The organism is Hymenobacter daecheongensis DSM 21074 (assembly GCF_900141805.1).
Lineage (GTDB): Bacteria > Bacteroidota > Bacteroidia > Cytophagales > Hymenobacteraceae > Hymenobacter > Hymenobacter daecheongensis.
This window is the reverse complement of sequence record NZ_FQYN01000004.1, coordinates 355,691-375,596: the sequence shown is the minus strand read 5'-3', so window position 1 is coordinate 375,596 and position 19,906 is coordinate 355,691. Positions and strand designations below refer to the sequence as shown.

Here is a 19,906-nt window from a genome sequence, read left to right as displayed (position 1 = left end):
AAATCGAACATCAAACTCACTATTTCACCATCTCACTATCTCACTATTCGGTACTCGCTTGTTCATCACCTGGAACCAGAGTGGGGGCAGGGTGGCCAGGAGCATCATGCCGGGGTAGCCGGTGGGCATTTGGGGGCTTTGGGGCTGCAGGCGCAGGGTTTGGTAGGGGCGGCTGGCCTGGTAGTGGTGGTCGGAGTGGCGGGTGAGTTCGTAGAGCAGGATGCGGCCGAAGGCGTGCTCCGAGTTCCAGGAGTGCCAGGGCTGCACCCGCTCGTAGATGCCGGTAGCGGTGCGGCGGCGCAGCAGGCCGTAGTGCTCCACGTAGTTCACGAGCTGGAAGAGGATAATGCCCACGGCGCACGCGCCCAGCCACCCCAGCAGACCCGCCAGCCCAAATACCGCCCCCACGGCCAGCATCAGCAGCAATTGGTACAGCTGAAACCGCAGCATCTGGTTGTGCCCCGACCACCACGCCCGGCCCTGCTGACGTAGGCGGGCGGCCTCTAGGTGCCAGGCGCCGCGGTATTCGCCCGCCACAGCCCGGACCAGAAACCGGAAAAAGGGTTCGTTGAAGCGGGCGGTGGCGGGATCCAGCGGCGTGGCCACGTGCCGGTGGTGGCCGCGGTTGTGCTCGATGTAGAAATGCAGGTAGAGCGTGCTCAGCAGCAGCAGATGGGCCAGCGTGCGCTCGGTGGCAGAAACCCGGTGGCCCAGCTCGTGCGCCACATTAATGCCCAGCGCCCCGCAGCAGATACCCATGCTGAATACCATGCCCCCGTATTCCCAGTCGGTGCGTTCGGAGTGGGTGAAAACGTACAGGAAAATGCCCAGCAGGCCGTATTGCAGTCCTACGTTCAGGTATAGTAGCCCATCAAAAAAGCCGCGCCGCAGGCGCGGGGCCTCGTCCTCGGCAGAGGCAGGGCGAGGCGGGAAAAGCCACTCCAGCAGCGGAATCAGGCCGAACACGTAGGCGGGCGTGAGCCAGGCCCACGCGCCGCCCCACCAGAAGCCGGCTAGGGCCGTCAGCGGCACAGTATAGGCCAGAAGGTAGCGCAGATCACGCAGGACAGAGGCCATGAAAACGGGCAACAGCGTGGAAGTAAAATGCTTAAAGCAAGATACTCACTTCCGCAGCTTAATTCCAGCATTGGGTGACTACTCGGATAGCTGGATAGGAAGAGGATGGTGAACGTGAAGTTGGCTCATCATGAAAACGGCATCAATTATAAGGGTATGTTTGAAGGAATACTACTAAAGAATTAGAAATGGGCTTACAGAAATAGGGTATGTAAGTATAAAATGCACACGTTTTTCTATATTCACCCTAGATAACAAAAGGCATCACTATGAGCACAACGGAAACTTTACCGGCGCGTCGTTTCGGCTACAGTGCCTTCCTGCTGCTGGGTCTGGTTGGGTTGAGTCTGGCGGCCGCTTTCATAGAAATGCCGCATCCGGCCGCCGCCCCCGGCTCGCTGAATGCCGCCGATGTGGCCTGGATGCTCACCGCTACCGCCTTCGTGCTGATTATGACGCCCGGCCTGTCGTTTTTCTACGGCGGCATGGTGCGGCCCAAAAACGTCATCAGCACCATGCTGCAGAGCTTCGTGGCCCTGGGCGTTATCACGCTGGTGTGGTATTTCGTGGGCTTTTCGCTGGCCTACGGCACCAGCTGGCGCGGCCTGATTGGCAATCCGCTCACGTTTGGGCTGCTACGCAATGTGGGTACGGCTCCGCATCCGGTATTGTCGCCGGGCATCCCGTTCATTCTGTTCTTCGCGTTTCAGCTCAAATTTGCCGTTATCACGCCGGCGCTCATCACCGGCTCGTTTGCCGAGCGGGTGCGCTTTAAGGGCTATCTGGCCTTTATGGTGCTGTTTTGCCTGTTTATCTACTGCCCGCTGGCGCACTGGACCTGGCACCCCGACGGCTTTCTGCGGCGCTGGGGCGTGCTCGATTTTGCGGGCGGCACGGTGGTGCATATCTCGGCCGGCATTGCGGCGCTGGCGGGGGCGCTGGTGCTGGGGCCGCGCGTGGGTGGGGCCAGCCGGCAGCCCTTTGCAACCCCCAATGTGCCCTACGTGCTGCTGGGCACCGGCCTGCTCTGGTTTGGCTGGTTTGGGTTCAATGCCGGCTCGGCGCTGGGAGCCAATGCGCTGGCCGCCCAAGCCTTCGTGACCACCAACCTGGCCTCGGCGGCGGCCCTCATTGCCTGGATGCTGGTGGAGCTGGCCCGCGGCGGCAAGCCCACGGCCGTTGGTGCCTGCATCGGGGCCGTGGTAGGGCTGGTGGCCATCACGCCGGCCGCCGGCTACGTCTCGTATGGTCAGAGCATTCTAATTGGGGTGGTGGCGGCGCTTATCAGTCAGGCGGCTGTGCACTGGCAGACCAGCTACACCAACATCGACGACACGCTCGACGTGTTTCCCTGCCACGGGCTGGGCGGCATTGTGGGCATGCTGCTCACGGGCGTATTTGCCGAAAGCGGCGGCTTGATTCACGGTACGGCCACGCTGTTTGGCTACCACGTGCTGGGCCTGCTTATCGTGGTGGTTTATTCCTTTCTGGGCTCGTGGGCGCTGCTCAAAATCACGGATTCCTGCTTCGGTCTGCGCGTAAAGGCCACCGACGAGGAGCGCGGCCTCGACCTAAGCCAGCACGCCGAATCCACCTACCACACCGACGAAGAATTTGAGCACTCCTACCGCAAGGAGCCTACCCCGGCGCAGGGCTGAGCGGGAAGGTTTTTTGAAGCTGATGCAGGCCAAAGCGCTACGGGCAAAGCAATGCAAAGCCGCGTAGCGGTGACAGGTTTGTAGAAAATAGAGGAAGGAGAAGGAACAAGCCGCGTAGCGGCGACAGAACCGCCCGAACGACTCTGTCACCGCTACGCGGCTTTGTTTCTTTCTACGATTGGTCTCTACAAACCTGCCGCCGCGCTGCGGCTGTTCCGCCATCTACTCGCCCATCTTGCTCAGAAAAAACGAGGCCAGAAAGCCCAGCACCGTAATCAGGCCGGTGAAGTTGTGGGCAGTTTCGAAGGCTTCCGGAATCATCGTGTCGGCAATCATGGCCAGCACGGCTCCGGCGGCAATGGCGGTGGTGGCGGCCACTACCTGGGGCGAAAATTGGCTGAACACCGTGTAGCCCACCAACGACGACACGCCCGAAACAAGCGCAATGCCGCCCCAGAGCAGCAGTACATAGCGGGCCGAGCGGCCGGCCTTGCGCATACCGGCCGCGCTGGAAAGCCCCTCCGGCAGGTTCGACATAAAAATGGCCGTTACGGCCACCACGCTCACCGCCCCACCCGCCAGCATACTCAGGCCAATAACGATACTCTCCGGAATGCCGTCGAGCAGGGCCCCGATGGCCAGGGCCATGCCGTTGTCGTCGCCGGCCTCGGTGCCTTCCTTCTGGCCCTGCTGCACCTGCCCGCGCTCCACGCGCTGATGCTCGCCGGAGCGTTTGCGGTGCTTGGCCCCGGCGCGGGCCAGCAGCCAGTTGGCCAGCGTGTAGGCCACGGCCCCGCCCACAAAGCCCAGCGCCGTGGCATGGAGGCCGCCTTTGTGGTAGGCCTCCTCCATCAGCTCCAGGGAAAGCGTGGAAATAAGAACGCCACTGCCGAAGGCCATAATGGCCGCAATCAGGCGCTGCGGCACGTGGGCGAAGTAGCCCAGCGCGGCCCCCAGCAGCAGCGCCGAGCCCGAAACCAGGCCCCAGAAGCCCGCCAGGGCCCAGGTAGGAAATGTCATGCGGAAATAAAAAACGGGTGAAAAACCAGACTGCGCCCTTATACGTGGCCGCCGCCCGGGGTTGCGCCGTCGCGCGTCAGGGCAGGGGTTGGTGGCGGGCCAGCACGGCGTGCAGCGTGGCATCGTCTATGCCGGCCAGTGCCACTTTCTTGAAGGGGGCGGTGTGCCCGCTCAGCAGCGTCACGCTGGCTTTGCTTAGGCCAAACACCGCGGCCAGATAGGCCAGTAGGCAGGCGTTGGCCTTGCCATCGTGGGCGGGGGCTTGCAGGCGCACCGTCACGGTGCCGTCGGGCGCTACCAGCAGCTAGTTGGCGCGGGCGTTGGGTTTGGCTTTGAGGTGCAGTACGGCCACGCGGGCTTAGGCTGGGTCGTTGTAAGCATCATACACGTTCCAGGCCCAGATAACGAAGGGCACAACGAGCGTCCAAGCCAGCAGAAAGCCCACCACGCCGCCCACGGCCCAGATCAGAAACGCTTTGATAAATTGTCCTTTGATAAGCTGCCCCAGGCCGGGAATGAAAAAGGAAAGCAGTGCCGGTAATCCGTAGGTAGGTTTCATGCAGTGAATTAGTGGAGTTGTGAGGTGGTGGAGTTGTGAAGTGGTGAAGTTGCGGAGTGGTGAAGCCTGTCATTGCGAGGACGAAGGACGAAGCAATCCATCCTCTCAAATGTACCCAACTCCTTTTCACTGCAAAGCCCTGACGCAAGGCATACGTCAGGGCTTTTTGCTGAAATAAGGATTAGCTCATTGTCCAGGACGGATTGCTTCGCTTTGCTCGCAATGACAGGCTTCACCACTCCGCAACTTCACCACTTCACAACTTCACCACTCCTCCCAGCCGGGCCTGCCCGAACGGGCACTGGTCCAGCACCACGCAGCGGCCGCAGGCGGGCGTATGGAAGTAGCAGCACTTCTGACCGTGGTACATGAAGGCCTCGTGGTGGTCGTATACCTGCTGCGCGTCCCAGTCGGGTGGGAGCAGGGCTTCGAGCAGCTTATGGGCCGGTCCTTCGCCCACTTTGGGGCCGATGAGCCCCAGGCGCTGCGCCACGCGGTGGTGGTGGCTATCGACGGGCATGGCCGCGATGCGCAGGGTGCTGAACAGCAGCGTGGCGGCGCTGGTTTTAGGCCCCACGCCCGAAATGGATTCCAGCCAGGCCCGGGCCTCGGCCACGGGCATATCGGCCAGAAAATCGAGGGTGCAGGGGCCGCCGCACCGCTCACCGATTTCGCGCAGCACGGCCTGCAGGCGCGGCGCTTTCTGCTCGGGCCAAGTGCAGGGGCTGATGGCGGCCTCCACCTCGGCCGTGGGCGCGTCGCGCACCGCGTCCCAGGTGGGGAAGCGGGCGCGCAGCTGCTGGTAGGCGCGGTGCGAATCGGCGTTTTTGGTGCGGTGCGAAAGTAGAGAGCTAATCAGCTCACTCAACGCATCCAGCTCATTGAAAAACCGGAACGGGGCTCCGTACTGGGCGCAGAGGCGCTCGTGCACCAGCAGAGCCTTGGCCTGAAGCGTAGCAAAATCGGCTAGGGTAGGAGTGGGGGAGGCAGGCATGGTAGGCGCTTACGCAACTCCGCCCGCTCGGGGTTATGGCCGAAGCGGGGCAAAGAAAAGCGCCCAACCCACCAGCTACTTCAGCAGCTGCTCCAGCAGGCTGATGCTGTCCACCATATCGGTGCTGGTTTCAAAGTCCAGCGGCTTGAGAATGTAGCCGTGCACGCCCAGGTTCTGGGCGCTGAGCCGGTCCACATCCATGGCCGAGGTGGTGATAATGAACACCGGAATGTCGCGCAACGCCTCGTGGGCGCGGATTTCGGCCAGGAACTCGTGCCCGTTCATTTTGGGCATGTTCAGATCCAGCAGAATCACCTCGGGCAGCGGGCTGATGGGCTCCGCGCCGTTGCGGCCCAGCAGCAGATCCAGCGCCTCCAGGCCGTTGAAGGCGGTGTAGAGCTTGTGCGGAATACTGAATTTCTCGAAGGACTTCTGCACGGTCATCGTGTCAAAAAAGTCGTCTTCAACCAGCAGGGCAGAGCGCATAGAACGGGGAACGGAAGGTGGAGAGAACAGCAGCCGGGGCTAACACAAAGCGGGCCGCAAAGCCGGCGCTACGCCACTTTGTCATTGGCCGCCGCTTTAGGCCAGGTAAAGATAAAGGCCGCGCCTTGCCCCACGGCCGAGTTGACGCGCATGGAGCCCTTCTGCTCGTCGATGATCTTCTTGACGATGCTGAGCCCGATGCCGGTGCTTTCAGCCGTGTGCCGGTCGCGCAGGGTCTGAAACATCAGAAAAATCTTTTCGTGGTACTCCGGCGCGATGCCCGGCCCGTCGTCGGCTACGGTGAATTCATAGTCCTTCTTGCCTTCGTGGCAGCGCACCGTGATGGTGCCCGTGCCCAGGTGGTGGTACTTCACGGCATTGCTGAACAGGTTGGTGAACACCTGCTGCAAACTCAGCCGGTCGGTCAGCAGCGTGGGCAGCGGGTCGGCAATGGTGACCTGAAACGCGGCGGGTACCACCATTTCCGTCACCTCGCTCACCAGCTGCTGCACATCTACCTGCTCTATCTTCTGCCCGGTGCGCCCGATGCGGGCGTAGGCCAGCAGGCCGTTGATCAGGTCTTCGAGGCGGGCCAGGCGGCCCTTCATCATGTCGAGGTACTGGCGCAGCTGCGGGCTTATTTCGGCGCTCAGCTCATCATCAATCCACTTCACGATGGTCATCACGCCCCGTAGCGGCGCTTTCAGATCGTGCGAGGCCACGTAGGCAAACTGATCCAGCTCCTTATTGCGGTTTTCGAGGGCCCCGAAGCTTTCGTCCAGCCGCTGCGTCATGCGGTTGAGCAGGCCGGCCAGGTTGCCCAGGCTATCCTGCTCTTTGTCCTTGATCTTCACCTTGTAGTCGCCGGCCAGCACCTGCGCGGCCAGGTGCTCCACTATCTCAATGCGGCGGGCCGTTTCCTGGTTGGTGAGCACCAGCTGCGCCTGCAGCTGCTCATTGGCCGTCAGCTCGCGCGAAATCTTGAAAAACAGCCACAGCGTAATCAGAATAGCCAGCACCGCCGACACAATGATGGTGATGGGCGCAATGGTTTCGTAGAGCGTCTGCTGGCGGTTGCGCTCGGTTAGCAGCGCCATTTCATTGCTCTTGATGCGCTCAAACAACCCATTGATGGCTCGCATCGTCTGGCGGCCGGTATCCAGAATGGTGCGCATCGACGACGGCGTGAGGGCCTGGCGGGGCCGGATGAGCGTCTGCATATTGGCAAACTGCCGCAGCACGAGCACCTGCATCGAGTCCAGCCGCTCTATCTGGGCCGGATTGTCGGCCGTGAGCTGCGCGAGCCGGCGGAAGCTCTGCTCCACTTTCTGGCGCGAAGACCCGTAGTTCTGCAGATAATCCGCATCGTTGGTGAGCAGATAGCCGCGCACCCGCCACTCGGCTTCGCGCACCTGCGAGGTGAGATGCTCGGCCGCCTGCAGCACCTGGTAGGTGTGCTCCACCATTTTGGTATGCACGGTAAGCTGCCGGATGCTGCGGTATGAAACGATGGACGTGAGCAGCAGCACCGCCGCCGCCACGGCAAAGCCCAGCAGGATTTTCGTGTTGAGTTTTAGACGCATAGATGACAAACCTACGGGCTTGGCCGCACATACGCTAACCGGCGCACCGCCCGCCCGGTGCCCTGCGTATCTTCGTGCCCGTTCCAGCCTTCCCTCTGCCATGCCCGCCGCCCCCGACAGCATCACCAGTCCCCAGAATCCGCGCATCAAGAACCTGCTCAAGCTCCAGCAGAAGTCGTCGGAGCGCCGCCAGCAGAACCTCACCATCATTGAGGGGCACCGCGAGCTGACCATTGCGCACCAGGCCGGCGTGGCGGTGCAGGCGCTGTTCGTGTGCCCCGAGCTGGCCACCGATGCCCAGCTACGGGAGCTGGAAACCCTGTTTGGCGCGCTTCCGGAGCGGTTTTCGGTGTCGAAAGCCGTGTTTGAGAAAGTGGCCTACCGCGAAGGCTCCGACGGCGTGCTGGCCCTGGTGCGCCCCCCGCACCGCACGCTCTCCGACCTCGATTTGCCCCCAAACCCGCTGCTGCTGGTGCTGGAAGCCGTGGAGAAGCCCGGCAACCTGGGGGCCATCCTACGAACCGCCGACGCCGCCCAGGCCGATGCCGTCATCATCTGCGACCCGCGCACCGACCTCTACAACCCCAACGCCATCCGCTCCAGCATCGGCTGTATTTTCACGGTGCCCACCGTGGCCACCACCCGCCAGGAGCTGCTGGCCTGGTGCGCCGAAAAGGGCATCCGCACCTACGCCGCCGCTCTCACGCCCCAAGCCCGCCCCTACACCCAGCTCGACTTCCGCGGCCCCACGGCCTTCGTGATGGGCACCGAAGCCGACGGCCTCACGCCCGAGCTGCGCGAAGCCTGCTACCAGACCATCATCATCCCGATGGCCGGCTACATCGACTCGCTCAACGTGAGCACCGCCACGGCCATTCTCACGTTTGAGGCCGTGCGGCAGCGGGGCTAAAATCGCACCGTCGCCGACAGATTGATGACGCGCCCTTCCACCGGGGCCCAGAGCTGTGGGAAGTCGGGGTTGAGGCGCGAGCCCAGTACCACGGCTTCGCGGCGCGTCTGACGGTAGTCGATGAGGTTTTCGCCGTTGAGCACGAGCGTGAGCGGGCCCTGGGTATAGCGCGCCAGCCCGGCCAGAATGGGGTAGCCCGGCGTGCGGCGGCCATCAGAAAGATACTGCTGCCCCGTGTAGCTGGCCTCAATACCCAAGGCAAAATGCTCGGAAAACTCCTGCGTAGCCACGGCGGCCAGCTTGTGGCGCGCGGCCAGCTCCACGTTAGGATGCACGGCGTCGTAGCGGCGGCGGGCATAGGTGAAGACGTAGCCCAGGTACAGCTCGGTTTCGTCGGCGCGCAGGCGCACGTAGGTTTCAAAGCCCTGGCTGACTACCGGCCGGGCCGCGTTGTACCAGGCCAGCGGCACCATGCCGGGCGTGGCGGCGGCATCGGGCAGCACCAGCGGCGCGTTGAGGCGGGTGTAGAAAAACGACTGGTTCAGGTTCAGCGTGAGCGTAGGCGAGAAGCTGCGCTGGTAGTTTACGTCCCAGTTCAGCCCCGTAGAGCGCTCCGCTTTCAACCCTATCAGCGGCTGAATCTGCGGGTAGTCGCGCTCATCCAGCTCATTTACGAACGGCACCGGCACGCGGTAGCCCAGGCCGCCGTTCAGGCGCGAGGTCACGGTTTCGGAGAAGCGGTAGAGCAGCGCCAGGCGCGGCAGCAGAAACGTGCCGTACTGGTTGTGATGGTCGAGGCGCAGACCGCCCTGCACCGTCAGCTGGGCCACGGGCTGCCAGTCGTCCTGCACGAAGCCGCCCACGGTGGCGTAGGTATAGCGGCCGGCCGGCAGCGCCGAAGGGCCATCCTGGGGGCGCAGCTGCTCGCCGTTGAAGTTCAGCCCGGCCACCACCGTGTGCTGCCCGCCCAGCCGGTGCAGGTAGCTCAGCTCCGAGAAATACGACAGCTGCCGCGCCCGAAAATCCACGGTGTTAGTGCGCACGCGCCGCCCGAAGCTGCTAAGCGTGCCTTTCACCGTGAGGCCACCGCCCATCACGCTGTCCTGCGTGTACACCACATCGGCGGTGTGGCGCTGCATTTTGTTGGTCACGAAATACTGGTGCAGGGCATCGGAGCCTTCGCGCACCACGCGCTGGTCGCCACCCTGGCGGTCTTCCACAGTACCGGTATAGCCCACGGCCAGCTGCCCCAGCCGGTTGGGGTAGAAAAACAGGCGCGGGTGCACCGTGAGGCTACGCAGGCGCGGCACATCCGTGAAACCGTCGCCGTCCACGTCCACGTCCTGCTGGCGGGTGCCGCCCGCAAACAGCGTGTAGCCCGCTTTTTGAGTGCGGCCCGAGAAAAAGCCGTTGAGGTTGCTTTCGCGCAGCGTGCTTTGGTTGAGCGTGATGCTGTGCTCGGCGTGGCCCAGCCGGGGCTGCTTGCTCACCAGATTCACGAGGCCCGCAATGGCGCCGCCCCCGTACAGCGTGCTCGACGAGCCCTTGATCAGCTCAATCTGGCGCAGATCCAGGGGCGGCACCTGCAGAATCCCGAACGAGCCGGCGTAGCCCCCGAACAGCGGCAGCCCGTCGCGCAGCATCTGCGAGTAGCGCCCCTGCAAGCCCTGTATGCGCAGGTCGGCGTTGCCGGTAGTAGGTTGGGTGGGCTGAATCTGGGTGCCGGCAATGTCGCCGAGCAGGGAGGCAATGTTGCCGGGCTTGATGGCGTTTTCTTCCTGCAGCTCCTCCTCGCCCAGCACCTCCACCCGCGTGGGCAGGTCTTCGATGCGGGAGTTGGTGCGCGTGCTGGTCACTACCACCTCATCAAGCGCATTGGCCGACGGGGCCAGCAGTACCAGCAGCGGCCCACCCGTTTGGGGCAGCGCCACGCGCACTGTGGTGGCCCGGTAGCCCAGGTAGCTGAGAACCAGCTCCGCCGTAGGGCCCGCTACGTTGTCGATGGTGAGCAGGCCCTGGCCGTTGGTGGTGGCGCCCTGGGTGGTGCCCCGCACCACTCCGCTCACGCCCGGCAACGCTTGGCGGGTGGCGGAGTCGCGCACCACGGCCCGTAGCGTATGTTGCGCCCAGGCCGCCGGTGCGCAAATTAGAAAACCAAGCAGGAGCAGAAAACGCATACGCATAGGGTGTAAAGCAACGCCGACCCACATGAAGATATCTTGAAGTCGTGCCGGCCGCGTTGCTGCGGGACTTTGCTACGTACCACAGGCTGAAACATCTTTATTTCAGGCTAAAATACTTCTCATGATGAACTTCGAGCACCGTACTTTTCATATCCAAGGCCGCGTGCAGGGCGTGTTTTTCCGGCAGAGCGCCCGCCAGCAGGCCCAGGCGCTGGGCCTCACCGGCTACGCCCGCAACAACTCCGACGGCAGCGTAACCATCGAAGCGGAAGGTCCGCCCGAAGCGCTGGCGACCCTGGAAGCCTGGTGCTACCACGGCCCGCCCGCGGCCCGCGTAGAGCAGGTGGCGGTAGAAAAGGGGCCGGTGGTAGGCTTCTCAGGGTTTGAGGTGCGCCGCTGAGCCGGCAGCTGGCGCGGCATTCTGGGCTGGCACTGGCAGCGGCTCATCATCATTCAAAATGAAATATTGCGGCTATGAATAAAGGATTTCTGACCAACGTGCTCCGCCGGGCCGGCCTGATGCACGCCGCCGACCGGGCCCGCTACGCTCTGCTGCGCTTCCGCAACCGCCGGCCCAACCAGGCTTTCCGTGCCGCCAACCCCGCCGTGGCGCTGCCGCCGGACTATCTGATGTACGAGTCCTTCCAGCTCAACTACCGCAAATACTACGAAGGCGGCCGCGAAACCGCCCAGTGGGTGCGCGACCACCTGGCCCGCCATCTGCCGCTGCACGACCAGCATATCCTCGACTGGGGCTGCGGCCCGGCCCGCGTCATCCGCCACCTGCCCGCGGTAGTAGGCCACGGCTGCCGCTACACCGGCACCGACTACAACGCCCGCTCCATCGAATGGTGTCGGCAGCATCTGCCCGGTATCCAGTTCCTGCTCAACGGCATCGACCCGCCCCTGCAGGCCGCCGCCGACACGTTTGATGCCGTGTACGGTATTTCCATCTTCACCCACCTCTCGGCCCAGGGCCACCAACGCTGGTACGATGAGCTGCTGCGCGTGACGCGGCCCGGCGGCGTGCTGCTGTTCACCACCCACGGGGCCGCCTTCCGCGCCATCATGACCGCCGCGGAGCGGGCCGCTTTCGACGCCGACCAGCTCGTGATTCGCAGCAACGTGGACGAGGGCCACCGCGTGTTTGCCGCCTTCCAGCCCACGGAGTATCTGCAGACGCTATTCGGTCGGCACTGCGAGGTGCTGGAGCACCTTCCCGGCGAGCGGCAGGGCAGCGCCGCCAGCCAGGATGTATGGCTGCTGCGCAAGCGGTAGCGGCCTGCCGCGCCAAAAAAAGCCCCGGACCCAGGGCCGCCTTTGCTGCGCTCTGGGTCCGGGGCACGGGAATTTGTTTGTCAGGAAGCTAGCCGGCTTTCTTATAAACCACTTTCTCCAGGTTTTCGAGCCGCTGCCGCAGCTCCCGGACCTCGGTTTTCTGCGTGGTTTAGGCGGTTTGTACCCGGTCGTAGCGGTCCGTCTGCCGGTTCATGGCATCGAGCACGGCCGTGGTCATGTTGTTGAAGATACTGACTATCTGCTCATGCTGCATCTTCTGCGTCTGCTGCATCTGCTGTTGCGTTTGTAGCATCTGCTCCTGCGTCTGCTGTACTCTATCCAGCGTAATCAGAATATCAGCTACCACTTCGGGCAGGTCACGCTTGTTGCGATTTTCAGAATCCATAGGGGAGAAGACAACAGATTGGTAAGCGAAGATACGCAAACAGCTTCGCTGCCGATACTTCCACCAACGAACAAAGGGGCGCAGCTTTCGCCGCGCCCCTTTGTTCGTTGAAAAGCGAATTTCAAAGACTAGTCGATCTTCTTAGCATAGCGCAGACGCTCGTTTTCGTCGAGCAGAATTTTGCGCATCCGCACCGATTTCGGCGTTACTTCCAGGTACTCATCCTTCTGGATGTATTCCATGGCTTCTTCCAGCGAGAACTGGCGCTTGGGCACAATTTTCACGTTGTCATCCGTGCCCGAGGCGCGCATGTTCGTGAGCTTCTTGCCTTTCTGGATGTTGATGGTCAAATCGTTCGGGCGGGTGTGCTCGCCGATAACCTGGCCGGCGTATACTTCCTCACCCGGATCCACGAAGAACTCGCCGCGGTCCTGCATCTTATCGATGGTGTACGCGGTGCCGGCACCCGTATCCATCGAAATCAGCGAGCCGGAGATACGGCCGGGAATCACGCCCTTGTAGGGCTCGTACGAAGCGAAGCGGTGGTTCATGATGGCCTCACCAGCGGTAGCCGTCAGCACGTTGTTGCGCAGCCCGATCAAACCACGAGCGGGGATGTTGAACTCCAGGTGCTGCAGGTCGCCTTTCGGCTCCATAATGGTCAATTCACCCTTGCGCATCGTCACCAGCTCAATCACCTTGCCCGCGGTTTCCTCCGGTACGTCCACTACCAAGTGCTCGATGGGCTCGGTGCGGTTGCCGTTGTCGTCCTCACGGAACAGCACCTGCGGCTGACCAACCTGCAGCTCAAACCCTTCGCGACGCATCGTCTCGATGAGGACTGACAAGTGCAGAATACCGCGGCCGTATACGAGGAACGTATCTTCCTTATCGGTTTCCTTGACGCGCAGCGCCAGGTTTTTCTCGGTTTCCTTGAACAGCCGGTCGCGCAGGTGGCGCGAGGTAACGAACTTGCCTTCCTTGCCGAAGAACGGCGAGTTGTTGATGGTGAACAGCATGTTCATCGTCGGCTCGTCGATGCTGATAACGGCCAGTCCCTCGGGGTTTTCGGCATCGGCGATGGTGTCGCCAATGTCGAAGCCCTCGATGCCGGTCACGGCGCAGATTTCGCCCGAGCTAACTTCGGAGACCTTGTTGCGGCCCAGGCCTTCGAATACCTGCAGCTCCTTGATCTTCACCTTCTTAATGGTGCCGTCGCGCTTCACCAGGCTCATGTTGGCGCCTTCCTTCAGCGTGCCGCGGTGCACCCGGCCAATGGCGATACGGCCCACAAACGACGAGTAGTCAAGCGAGGTAACCTGCATCTGGGGCGTGCCGTCCAGGGTAGGAGCGGGCGGAATGGAAGCCACAACGGCATCCAGCAGCGGGATAATGTTATCGGTTTTGACTTTCCAGTCGGTGCTCATCCAGCCTTGCTTGCTGGAGCCATACAGGGTCACGAAGTCCAGCTGGTCTTCGTTGGCTCCGAGGTTGAACATGAGGTCGAAAACCTGCTCGTGCACCTCATCGGGGCGGCAGTTTTCCTTGTCCACTTTATTCACCACCACAATCGGCTTCAGGCCCAGATCGATGGCTTTGCCCAGCACGAAACGGGTCTGGGGCATGGCACCTTCGAAGGCATCCACGAGCAGCAGTACGCCGTCGGCCATCTTCAGTACGCGCTCCACCTCGCCGCCGAAGTCGGCGTGACCAGGCGTGTCGATGATGTTGATTTTAACGTCCTTATAGCGAACCGATACGTTCTTGGAGACGATGGTGATGCCTCGCTCACGCTCCAGGTCGTTGTTGTCCAGGATCAGGTCGTCGAAGTGCTGATGCTCATCGAACAGCTTCGAGGCGTGAATGATTTTGTCCACGAGCGTGGTCTTGCCGTGGTCAACGTGCGCAATGATTGCGATATTCCGAATGTTCTGCATACAAAGGTTTTTCCGGGCGCAAAGGTACGGAATGTTTGGCGCAATAGCCCGCGCGACCAAAATGATAACTTCCTGAAACTGAAACGCACCGGCGAAAAAGAACCGAACCCTGCGCCGGCCGCGTATGTTTGGGCAGCAACGCCGGCTGCTTTGCCGGCCCCGATTCCTGACCTAACCCGCTTCCCGCACATGCGCTCTTCCCTGCTGATTCTGCTTTTATCGACCCTGACCCTGGGTACGGCCTGCTCCCAGAAGCGCCAGGCCGTGGCTCAGGAAAAGCCCCAGGCCCCTACCAAGCCCACCGCCGCCGCAAAAGCTTACCCCAAGCCCCAGGTCGTGACCGGCCGGCCCGACGAGTTTCCGATCCGGAAAACCGATGCCCAGTGGAAAGCTCAGCTTACGCCGGCTCAGTATTTCATTCTGCGCCAGCAGGGCACCGAGCGGCCTTTCGCCAACAAATACCACGACAACCACGCCAAGGGCAACTACTACTGCGCCGCCGACCACAACCTACTGTTCTCGTCCGAAACCAAGTTTGAGTCGGGCACTGGCTGGCCCAGCTTCTGGGCTCCGGCCACCGACAGCAGCCTGAAAGTAACGGCCGATAATACGTTGGGTATGAGCCGCGACGAGATAGTGTGCGCCAAATGCGGCGGCCACCTCGGCCACGTCTTCGACGACGGCCCCAAGCCCACCGGTCAGCGCTACTGCATGGACTCGGATGCCATGATTTTCGAGAAAAAGTAGCCGGGTTTCCGCCCCCGGTGCGGGCCTGCCGACAGCAAGTTGTCGGCAGGCCCTTTTGTAAGCCCGCTGGTCACTGCCGAACTTTGTGGGGTCCTTTTGAGCTTGTATCTTCTCACCAACCGCGAACCGGCCGGTTCGCCCGCGCCCATGCCTTCCACCGACCCCATCCAGACCCTGCACGAACAGCTGGCCCCGGCCCGCGAACAGCTCATTTCGCACAGCGTATACCAGGGCCTGCACTCCCTGGCCGACCTGCGCCAGTTCATGGAGTACCACGTATTTGCCGTCTGGGACTTCATGTCCTTGCTCAAGTGCCTGCAGCGCGACCTGACCTGCGTGACGGTGCCGTGGGTGCCGCGCGGCAACCCGGCCACGCGCCGCCTCATCAACGAAATCGTGTTGGAAGAGGAAACCGATGTGGACCAGCACGGTCAGCCTGCCAGCCATTTCGAGCTGTATATCAGGGCAATGGAAGAATGCGGGGCCGATACGCAGCCCATCCATCGGTTGCTCGATGCGCTATCGGTGGGCGAGTCGGTGGAGCAGGCGCTGCTGAAGGCTGATGCGCCGTATGCCGTGCAGCAGTTTGTGCTCAGCACGTTCAGCATTATCAATTCGGGCAAGCCCCATGCCGTAGCTGCCGCCTTCACGTTTGGCCGCGAAGACGTAATTCCGGATATGTTCCGCCACCTCATTGCTGACCTGCGCCAGCGCTTTCCCGGCCAACTCGATACGTTCACCTACTACCTTGACCGCCACATTCAGCTGGACGAGGAAGTGCACACGCCGCTGGCCGAGCAGATGGTGCGCGAGCTGTGCGGCCAGGATGACCAGCGCTGGACCGACTGCCGCGACGTGGCCGCCCGCTGCATGCAGGCTCGTGTGGGTCTCTGGAACGGCATCCGCCAGACGCTGAGCGCGGCGGTGCCGACGGCGCGATAATCCAACTTCCGCCCGGCGATGCGCGTTGTACCAGGGCGGCCCCGGCTTTGGGGCTGCTTTGGTTCTCTACCGATGAAAAACCGTCTTTTTGCCCCCGTTTTGGGCTTGCTGCTGACCGCCTGCACCACCTCGCAGGAAACTACCGCTGAAGTAGACCGCGCCCCGGTGCCCAACACCATCCGCTCCGATGCCGACCGCCAGGCCGCTTACAATAGCAATGCCGGGGCCGGCGGCTCGGTGCCCGATGCCACGCCCGGCCGGGTAAGGCTGGGTGAGCAGGCCAGCGGCACCAACGCCCGCAAGCGCGTCGAAACCCTGAACACCAACGACCCCAACAACACCACGCCCGAAACCCGCCTGCGCCGCCTCAACAACGCCCCCGCCGATACGCTACGCCGGCCCTGAACGCACACGGCCCGCCCCTTCAGCAGAAGGAGCGGGCCGGTTTATTCGGGTAGTCAGGTACCGGTTTAGCTTACGTCGCTGGCGTTATTGGTGTCGGTGGCAGCAGTGCCGGCGGTGCCATTCACGGCTTTAGCCGGGGCCGGGCGCTTGCCGGCGGCAGTGGCAGCGGGCCGGCTGCGGTTGCGGCTGGCAGGAGCAGCCGAAGCCGCTGGTTTGGCGGCAGCGGCGGGCCGGGCTTTGCTGGCGGCACCATTGACCGTGGCAGCGGCGGGCTTGGCGGCGGGGCGCGGTGCTGGTCTTCTGGCCGGGGCCGGGGCAGCAGTGGTTTCCGTCGAGATGCTGTCGGAGGCGGCGGGGGTGCCGCTTTCGTAGTTGCGCACTATCGTGTGCAGCGCTTGCTCAAACATGCGCTCCGTGTCCACGTCCAAGCGGCGGGTGGCGTCTTTCACCACTTCCTTCAACTTGGCCTTGGTTTCTTTGCGAATGCGCTTCACTACTTCCGAGATGCGGCCGTCCAGCTCTTTCTGCAGCTGCTTGGCGGCGGCTTTGAGCGACTTCTTCTGATCCGACTTTTTATCGGCCTGCACGGAGGTCATCGTGTCGGAAGCGCGGGAAGCGGCTTTGGCGGCTTTGCGCTGGGCTTTCTGAGCCGGATCTTTTTTGGCCTTTTTTTCCGGCTTGTCCTGGGCGTCTTTTTTCATGGTATGGAAAGGTTGGGGAGAAAGGATCAGGAAAAGGAGGTTGATGGGCGCGCTTATATTCAAATATAGAGCAATTCATTCCTGAAACGATACCAACCATTTTTTGGCTGGGCATTTCCTGCTTTTTCGCCGTTTCTTTGCGGTTTAACTCCCGATTTTTTGCGCCGGAATTCGGTTTTTCCGCGCTATTTCTTCTGTTTTTTCTTCGCTCATGCAAGCTGTTCCTCAACGCTATACCGTCACGGCGGCGCTGCCCTACGCCAATGGCCCGGTGCATATCGGCCACCTGGCCGGCGTGTACCTGCCCGCCGATATTTATGTGCGCTACCTGCGGGCCCAGGGCCGCGACGTGAAATTTATCTGTGGCTCCGACGAGCACGGCGTGCCCATCACCATCCGGGCCCAGAAGGAAGGCATCACGCCCCAGCAGGTGGTGGATAAGTACCACGCCATCATCCGCGACTCGTTCCAGGATTTCGGCGTGTCGTTCGATATTTATTCGCGCACGTCCTCCCAAACGCACAGCGAAGTGGCCAGCGGCTTTTTCAAGAAGCTGTATGCGGAAGGCAAGTTCATTGAGCAGACCTCCAAGCAGTATTATGACGAGAAAGCCGACCAGTTTCTGGCCGACCGCTACATCGTGGGCACCTGTCCCAACTGCGGCAACGAGAATGCCTACGGCGACCAGTGCGAGAAATGCGGCTCCTCATTGAGCCCCACCGAGCTGATTTCGCCCCGCTCCATGCTTTCGGGCAACCAGCCCGTGCTGCGCGAAACCAAGCACTGGTATCTGCCCCTCGACCAATACGAGCCCTGGCTGCGCGAGTGGATTGTGGAAGGCCACAAAGCCGACTGGAAAGCCAACGTGTACGGGCAGTGCAAATCCTGGATCGACCAGGGCCTGCACCCGCGCGCCGTGACCCGCGACCTGGACTGGGGCGTGCCCGTGCCGGTGGCCGGGGCCGAGGGCAAAGTGCTCTACGTATGGTTTGATGCGCCCATCGGCTACATCTCGGCCACCAAAGACCTGCTGCCCGACACTTGGGAAACTTACTGGAAAGACGCCGGCACCAAGCTGGTGCACTTCATCGGCAAAGACAACATCGTGTTCCACTGCATCATCTTCCCCACGATGCTCAAGGCCCACGGCGACTACATCCTGCCCGACAACGTGCCCGCCAACGAGTTCCTGAACCTGGAAGGCGACAAGATTTCTACCTCGCGCAACTGGGCCGTGTGGCTGCACGAATACCTGCAGGATTTTCCCGGCAAGGCCGACGTGCTGCGCTACGTGCTCTGCGCCAACGCCCCCGAAAACAAGGACAACGACTTCACCTGGAAGGACTTTCAGGCCCGCAACAACAATGAGCTGGTGGCCAACCTGGGCAACTTCGTGAACCGCGCCGTGGTGCTTACCCACAAGTTTTACGATGGAAAAGTGCCGGCTGCGGCCGAGCTGCAGGACATTGACCGGGAAGTGCTGGCCCAGCTGGCCGAATTCCCCCAGCGCATCGGCGAGCTGATCGAAAACTACCGCTTCCGCGACGCGCTGAACGAGCTGATGAACCTGACCCGCGCCGGCAACAAGTACCTGGCCGAAACCGAGCCCTGGAAGCTCATCAAAACCGACGAGGCCCGCACTGCCACCGTCATGCACATTGCCCTGCAATTGGCCGCTGGCTTGGTCACGCTGCTGGAGCCCTTCCTGCCTACCGCCGCCGCCACGCTGGGCACCATGCTGCGCCTGGAAAAAGGCCCCTGGCAAGCTGCCGGCCGCCCCGACGCGCTGCCCGCCGGCCACGAAATAGGAGCCGCCGCACTGCTCTTCGACAAAATCGAGGATGCCACCGTGGAAGCCCAGGTGCAGAAGCTGCTCGATACGAAGAAAGCCAACGAAATGGCTGCTGCCGTAGCCGCGCCTGCCAAGGATGACGTGAGCTTCGAGCAGTTCCAGACCATGGACCTGCGCATCGGCACCATCGTGGCGGCCGAGAAAGTGGCCAAAACCAAGAAGCTACTCAAACTCTCCGTAGACCTCGGCTTCGACGAGCCGCGCACCATCGTGTCGGGCATCGCCGAGCACTTTTTGCCCGAAGCCCTCATCGGCCAGCAGGTGCAGGTACTGCTGAACTTGGCCCCCCGCGAAATCAAGGGGATTCAGAGCCAGGGGATGCTGCTGATGGCCGAAAACGCCGATGGCGTGCTGTCGCTGATGCAGCCCAGCAGCCCCGTACGGCCGGGTTCAGGCGTGGCGTAGCAATAGACCTGAGACTTTGAGACATACGAAGTGAGACTTTCGTGCTGGCGACCCATTGGCGTCGTCGGCACAGAAGTCTCACTTCTTTATTTCACGTTCACCACGTTCATGGCCCGCTCCACGCCCAGGGCGCCGAAGGCCAGCACGGCCTCGGCGGCCTTTTCCAGGCGGGCTTCCAGGTCAATCTTCTCATCAGCGGAGAAAGGACTGAGCACGTAGTCGACCTGCCGGCCCTTGCTGAAGCTGGAGTCGATGCCGAAGCGCAGGCGGGCGTATTCGTCGGTGCCCAGGGTTTCTTGGATGTGCTTGAGGCCGTTCTGGCCGCCGGCCGAGCCTTTGGCCTTCAGGCGTAGCTTGCCGTAGGGCAGGGCCAGGTCGTCGGTGACCACCAGCATATTTTCCTTGGTCAGCTTCAGGGCGCTCAGCCAGTGGGCGGCGGCCTTGCCGCTCAGGTTCATGTAGGTGGTGGGCTTCACCAGCACGTAGGTTTTGCCCTTGGCCTTGATTTCGGTGGTGAAGGCGTGGCGGCCCAGCTCCCAGGGCACCGCGTCATGCTTGCGGGCCAGGTAGTCGCCCACCATGAACCCCACGTTGTGGCGGGTATCGGCGTATTCGGGGCCAATGTTGCCCAGGCAGAGCACTAGAAACTTGCTCACGGATTTTTGGGATTAGACGGATTCCACGGATTTGGTAGCTGGCAAAGGCGCTTAGCGCACAGGCCGCAAAAAAGCCGCCCCAAAGTTGGGGCGGCTTTCGGTATAAC

The 19,906-nt window shown here is 62.2% G+C and carries 20 protein-coding genes; 8 read left to right on the top strand and 12 right to left on the bottom strand.

What is annotated here, in order from left to right; all coding sequences use genetic code 11:
- Positions 1 to 24 precede the first annotated feature (24 nt).
- On the bottom strand, positions 25 to 1,077 hold the full coding sequence (locus tag BUB62_RS09770) for an alkane 1-monooxygenase (protein WP_200799914.1): 1,053 nt from the start codon (positions 1,075 to 1,077) through the stop codon (positions 25 to 27).
- Positions 1,078 to 1,346: 269 nt separating this feature from the next.
- Between BUB62_RS09770 and BUB62_RS09765 the strand changes: the two genes are divergently transcribed.
- Positions 1,347 to 2,735 (top strand): ammonium transporter, encoded by a 1,389-nt coding sequence (locus BUB62_RS09765; protein ID WP_073109308.1) that lies wholly within the window; start codon positions 1,347 to 1,349, stop codon positions 2,733 to 2,735.
- 222 nt (positions 2,736 to 2,957) lie between these two features.
- On the opposite strand, the gene BUB62_RS09760 is transcribed toward BUB62_RS09765, so the two are convergent.
- The 6 genes from BUB62_RS09760 to BUB62_RS09735 all read right to left on the bottom strand — a co-directional run bounded on the left by BUB62_RS09760 (position 2,958) and on the right by BUB62_RS09735 (position 7,377).
- Positions 2,958 to 3,755 (bottom strand): ZIP family metal transporter, encoded by a 798-nt coding sequence (locus BUB62_RS09760; protein WP_073109307.1) that lies wholly within the window; start codon positions 3,753 to 3,755, stop codon positions 2,958 to 2,960.
- A 76-nt stretch (positions 3,756 to 3,831) separates the two neighbouring features.
- Positions 3,832 to 4,035 (bottom strand): DUF167 domain-containing protein, encoded by a 204-nt coding sequence (locus tag BUB62_RS09755; protein WP_262490505.1) that lies wholly within the window; start codon positions 4,033 to 4,035, stop codon positions 3,832 to 3,834.
- 78 nt (positions 4,036 to 4,113) lie between these two features.
- A complete protein-coding gene (locus BUB62_RS09750) occupies positions 4,114 to 4,314 on the bottom strand; it encodes a hypothetical protein (protein ID WP_073109306.1) in 201 nt (66 codons plus the stop codon).
- Positions 4,315 to 4,570: 256 nt separating this feature from the next.
- A complete protein-coding gene (locus BUB62_RS09745; RefSeq protein WP_073109305.1) occupies positions 4,571 to 5,308 on the bottom strand; it encodes an endonuclease III domain-containing protein in 738 nt (245 codons plus the stop codon).
- A 75-nt stretch (positions 5,309 to 5,383) separates the two neighbouring features.
- A complete protein-coding gene (locus tag BUB62_RS09740; RefSeq protein ID WP_073109304.1) occupies positions 5,384 to 5,794 on the bottom strand; it encodes a response regulator in 411 nt (136 codons plus the stop codon).
- Positions 5,795 to 5,862: 68 nt separating this feature from the next.
- On the bottom strand, positions 5,863 to 7,377 hold the full coding sequence (locus BUB62_RS09735; protein WP_073109303.1) for a sensor histidine kinase: 1,515 nt from the start codon (positions 7,375 to 7,377) through the stop codon (positions 5,863 to 5,865).
- A 100-nt stretch (positions 7,378 to 7,477) separates the two neighbouring features.
- Between BUB62_RS09735 and BUB62_RS09730 the strand changes: the two genes are divergently transcribed.
- Complete coding sequence (locus BUB62_RS09730; protein WP_073109301.1) at positions 7,478 to 8,287, top strand: TrmH family RNA methyltransferase; 810 nt, start codon at positions 7,478 to 7,480, stop codon at positions 8,285 to 8,287.
- On the opposite strand, the gene BUB62_RS09725 is transcribed toward BUB62_RS09730, so the two are convergent.
- Positions 8,284 to 10,464, bottom strand: a complete 2,181-nt coding sequence (locus BUB62_RS09725) for a TonB-dependent receptor (protein WP_073109298.1) — start codon at positions 10,462 to 10,464, stop codon at positions 8,284 to 8,286. The genes BUB62_RS09730 and BUB62_RS09725 overlap by 4 nt on opposite strands.
- 127 nt (positions 10,465 to 10,591) lie before the next feature.
- Between BUB62_RS09725 and BUB62_RS09720 the strand changes: the two genes are divergently transcribed.
- Both BUB62_RS09720 and BUB62_RS09715 read left to right on the top strand, forming a co-directional pair.
- Positions 10,592 to 10,870, top strand: coding sequence for an acylphosphatase (locus BUB62_RS09720; protein ID WP_073109295.1), 279 nt, complete (start codon positions 10,592 to 10,594; stop codon positions 10,868 to 10,870).
- 74 nt (positions 10,871 to 10,944) lie between these two features.
- On the top strand, positions 10,945 to 11,748 hold the full coding sequence (locus BUB62_RS09715; protein ID WP_073109292.1) for a class I SAM-dependent methyltransferase: 804 nt from the start codon (positions 10,945 to 10,947) through the stop codon (positions 11,746 to 11,748).
- 169 nt (positions 11,749 to 11,917) lie between these two features.
- On the opposite strand, the gene BUB62_RS09710 is transcribed toward BUB62_RS09715, so the two are convergent.
- Together BUB62_RS09710 and typA are read right to left on the bottom strand one after the other, a co-directional pair.
- A complete protein-coding gene (locus tag BUB62_RS09710; RefSeq protein WP_073109289.1) occupies positions 11,918 to 12,154 on the bottom strand; it encodes a hypothetical protein in 237 nt (78 codons plus the stop codon).
- A 128-nt stretch (positions 12,155 to 12,282) separates the two neighbouring features.
- Entirely contained in the window at positions 12,283 to 14,091 is a 1,809-nt protein-coding gene (gene typA / locus BUB62_RS09705; protein ID WP_073109286.1) for a translational GTPase TypA, read from the bottom strand.
- Positions 14,092 to 14,280: 189 nt separating this feature from the next.
- On the opposite strand from typA, the gene msrB reads away from it, so the two are divergent.
- The 3 genes from msrB (at position 14,281) to BUB62_RS09690 (ending at position 16,185) form a co-directional block, all read left to right on the top strand.
- Complete coding sequence (gene msrB, locus BUB62_RS09700) at positions 14,281 to 14,838, top strand: peptide-methionine (R)-S-oxide reductase MsrB (protein ID WP_073109283.1); 558 nt, start codon at positions 14,281 to 14,283, stop codon at positions 14,836 to 14,838.
- Positions 14,839 to 14,985: 147 nt separating this feature from the next.
- Positions 14,986 to 15,780: a DUF3050 domain-containing protein gene (locus BUB62_RS09695; protein WP_073109707.1), complete on the top strand. Its 795-nt coding sequence runs from the start codon at positions 14,986 to 14,988 to the stop codon at positions 15,778 to 15,780.
- Between the two features lie 72 nt (positions 15,781 to 15,852).
- Positions 15,853 to 16,185 carry a hypothetical protein gene (locus tag BUB62_RS09690; protein WP_143164098.1) on the top strand — a complete coding sequence of 111 codons (333 nt, stop codon included), beginning with the start codon at positions 15,853 to 15,855 and terminating at the stop codon, positions 16,183 to 16,185.
- Positions 16,186 to 16,250: 65 nt separating this feature from the next.
- On the opposite strand, the gene BUB62_RS09685 is transcribed toward BUB62_RS09690, so the two are convergent.
- On the bottom strand, positions 16,251 to 16,886 hold the full coding sequence (locus BUB62_RS09685; protein ID WP_073109278.1) for a hypothetical protein: 636 nt from the start codon (positions 16,884 to 16,886) through the stop codon (positions 16,251 to 16,253).
- A gap of 211 nt (positions 16,887 to 17,097) precedes the next feature.
- On the opposite strand from BUB62_RS09685, the gene metG reads away from it, so the two are divergent.
- Positions 17,098 to 19,143, top strand: a complete 2,046-nt coding sequence (metG, locus tag BUB62_RS09680; RefSeq protein WP_073109275.1) for a methionine--tRNA ligase — start codon at positions 17,098 to 17,100, stop codon at positions 19,141 to 19,143.
- An 86-nt stretch (positions 19,144 to 19,229) separates the two neighbouring features.
- Here the strand turns inward: metG and pth are convergent, their stop codons facing one another.
- Positions 19,230 to 19,799 (bottom strand): aminoacyl-tRNA hydrolase, encoded by a 570-nt coding sequence (pth, locus tag BUB62_RS09675; protein ID WP_073109272.1) that lies wholly within the window; start codon positions 19,797 to 19,799, stop codon positions 19,230 to 19,232.
- Between the last annotated feature and the right edge of the window lie 107 nt (positions 19,800 to 19,906).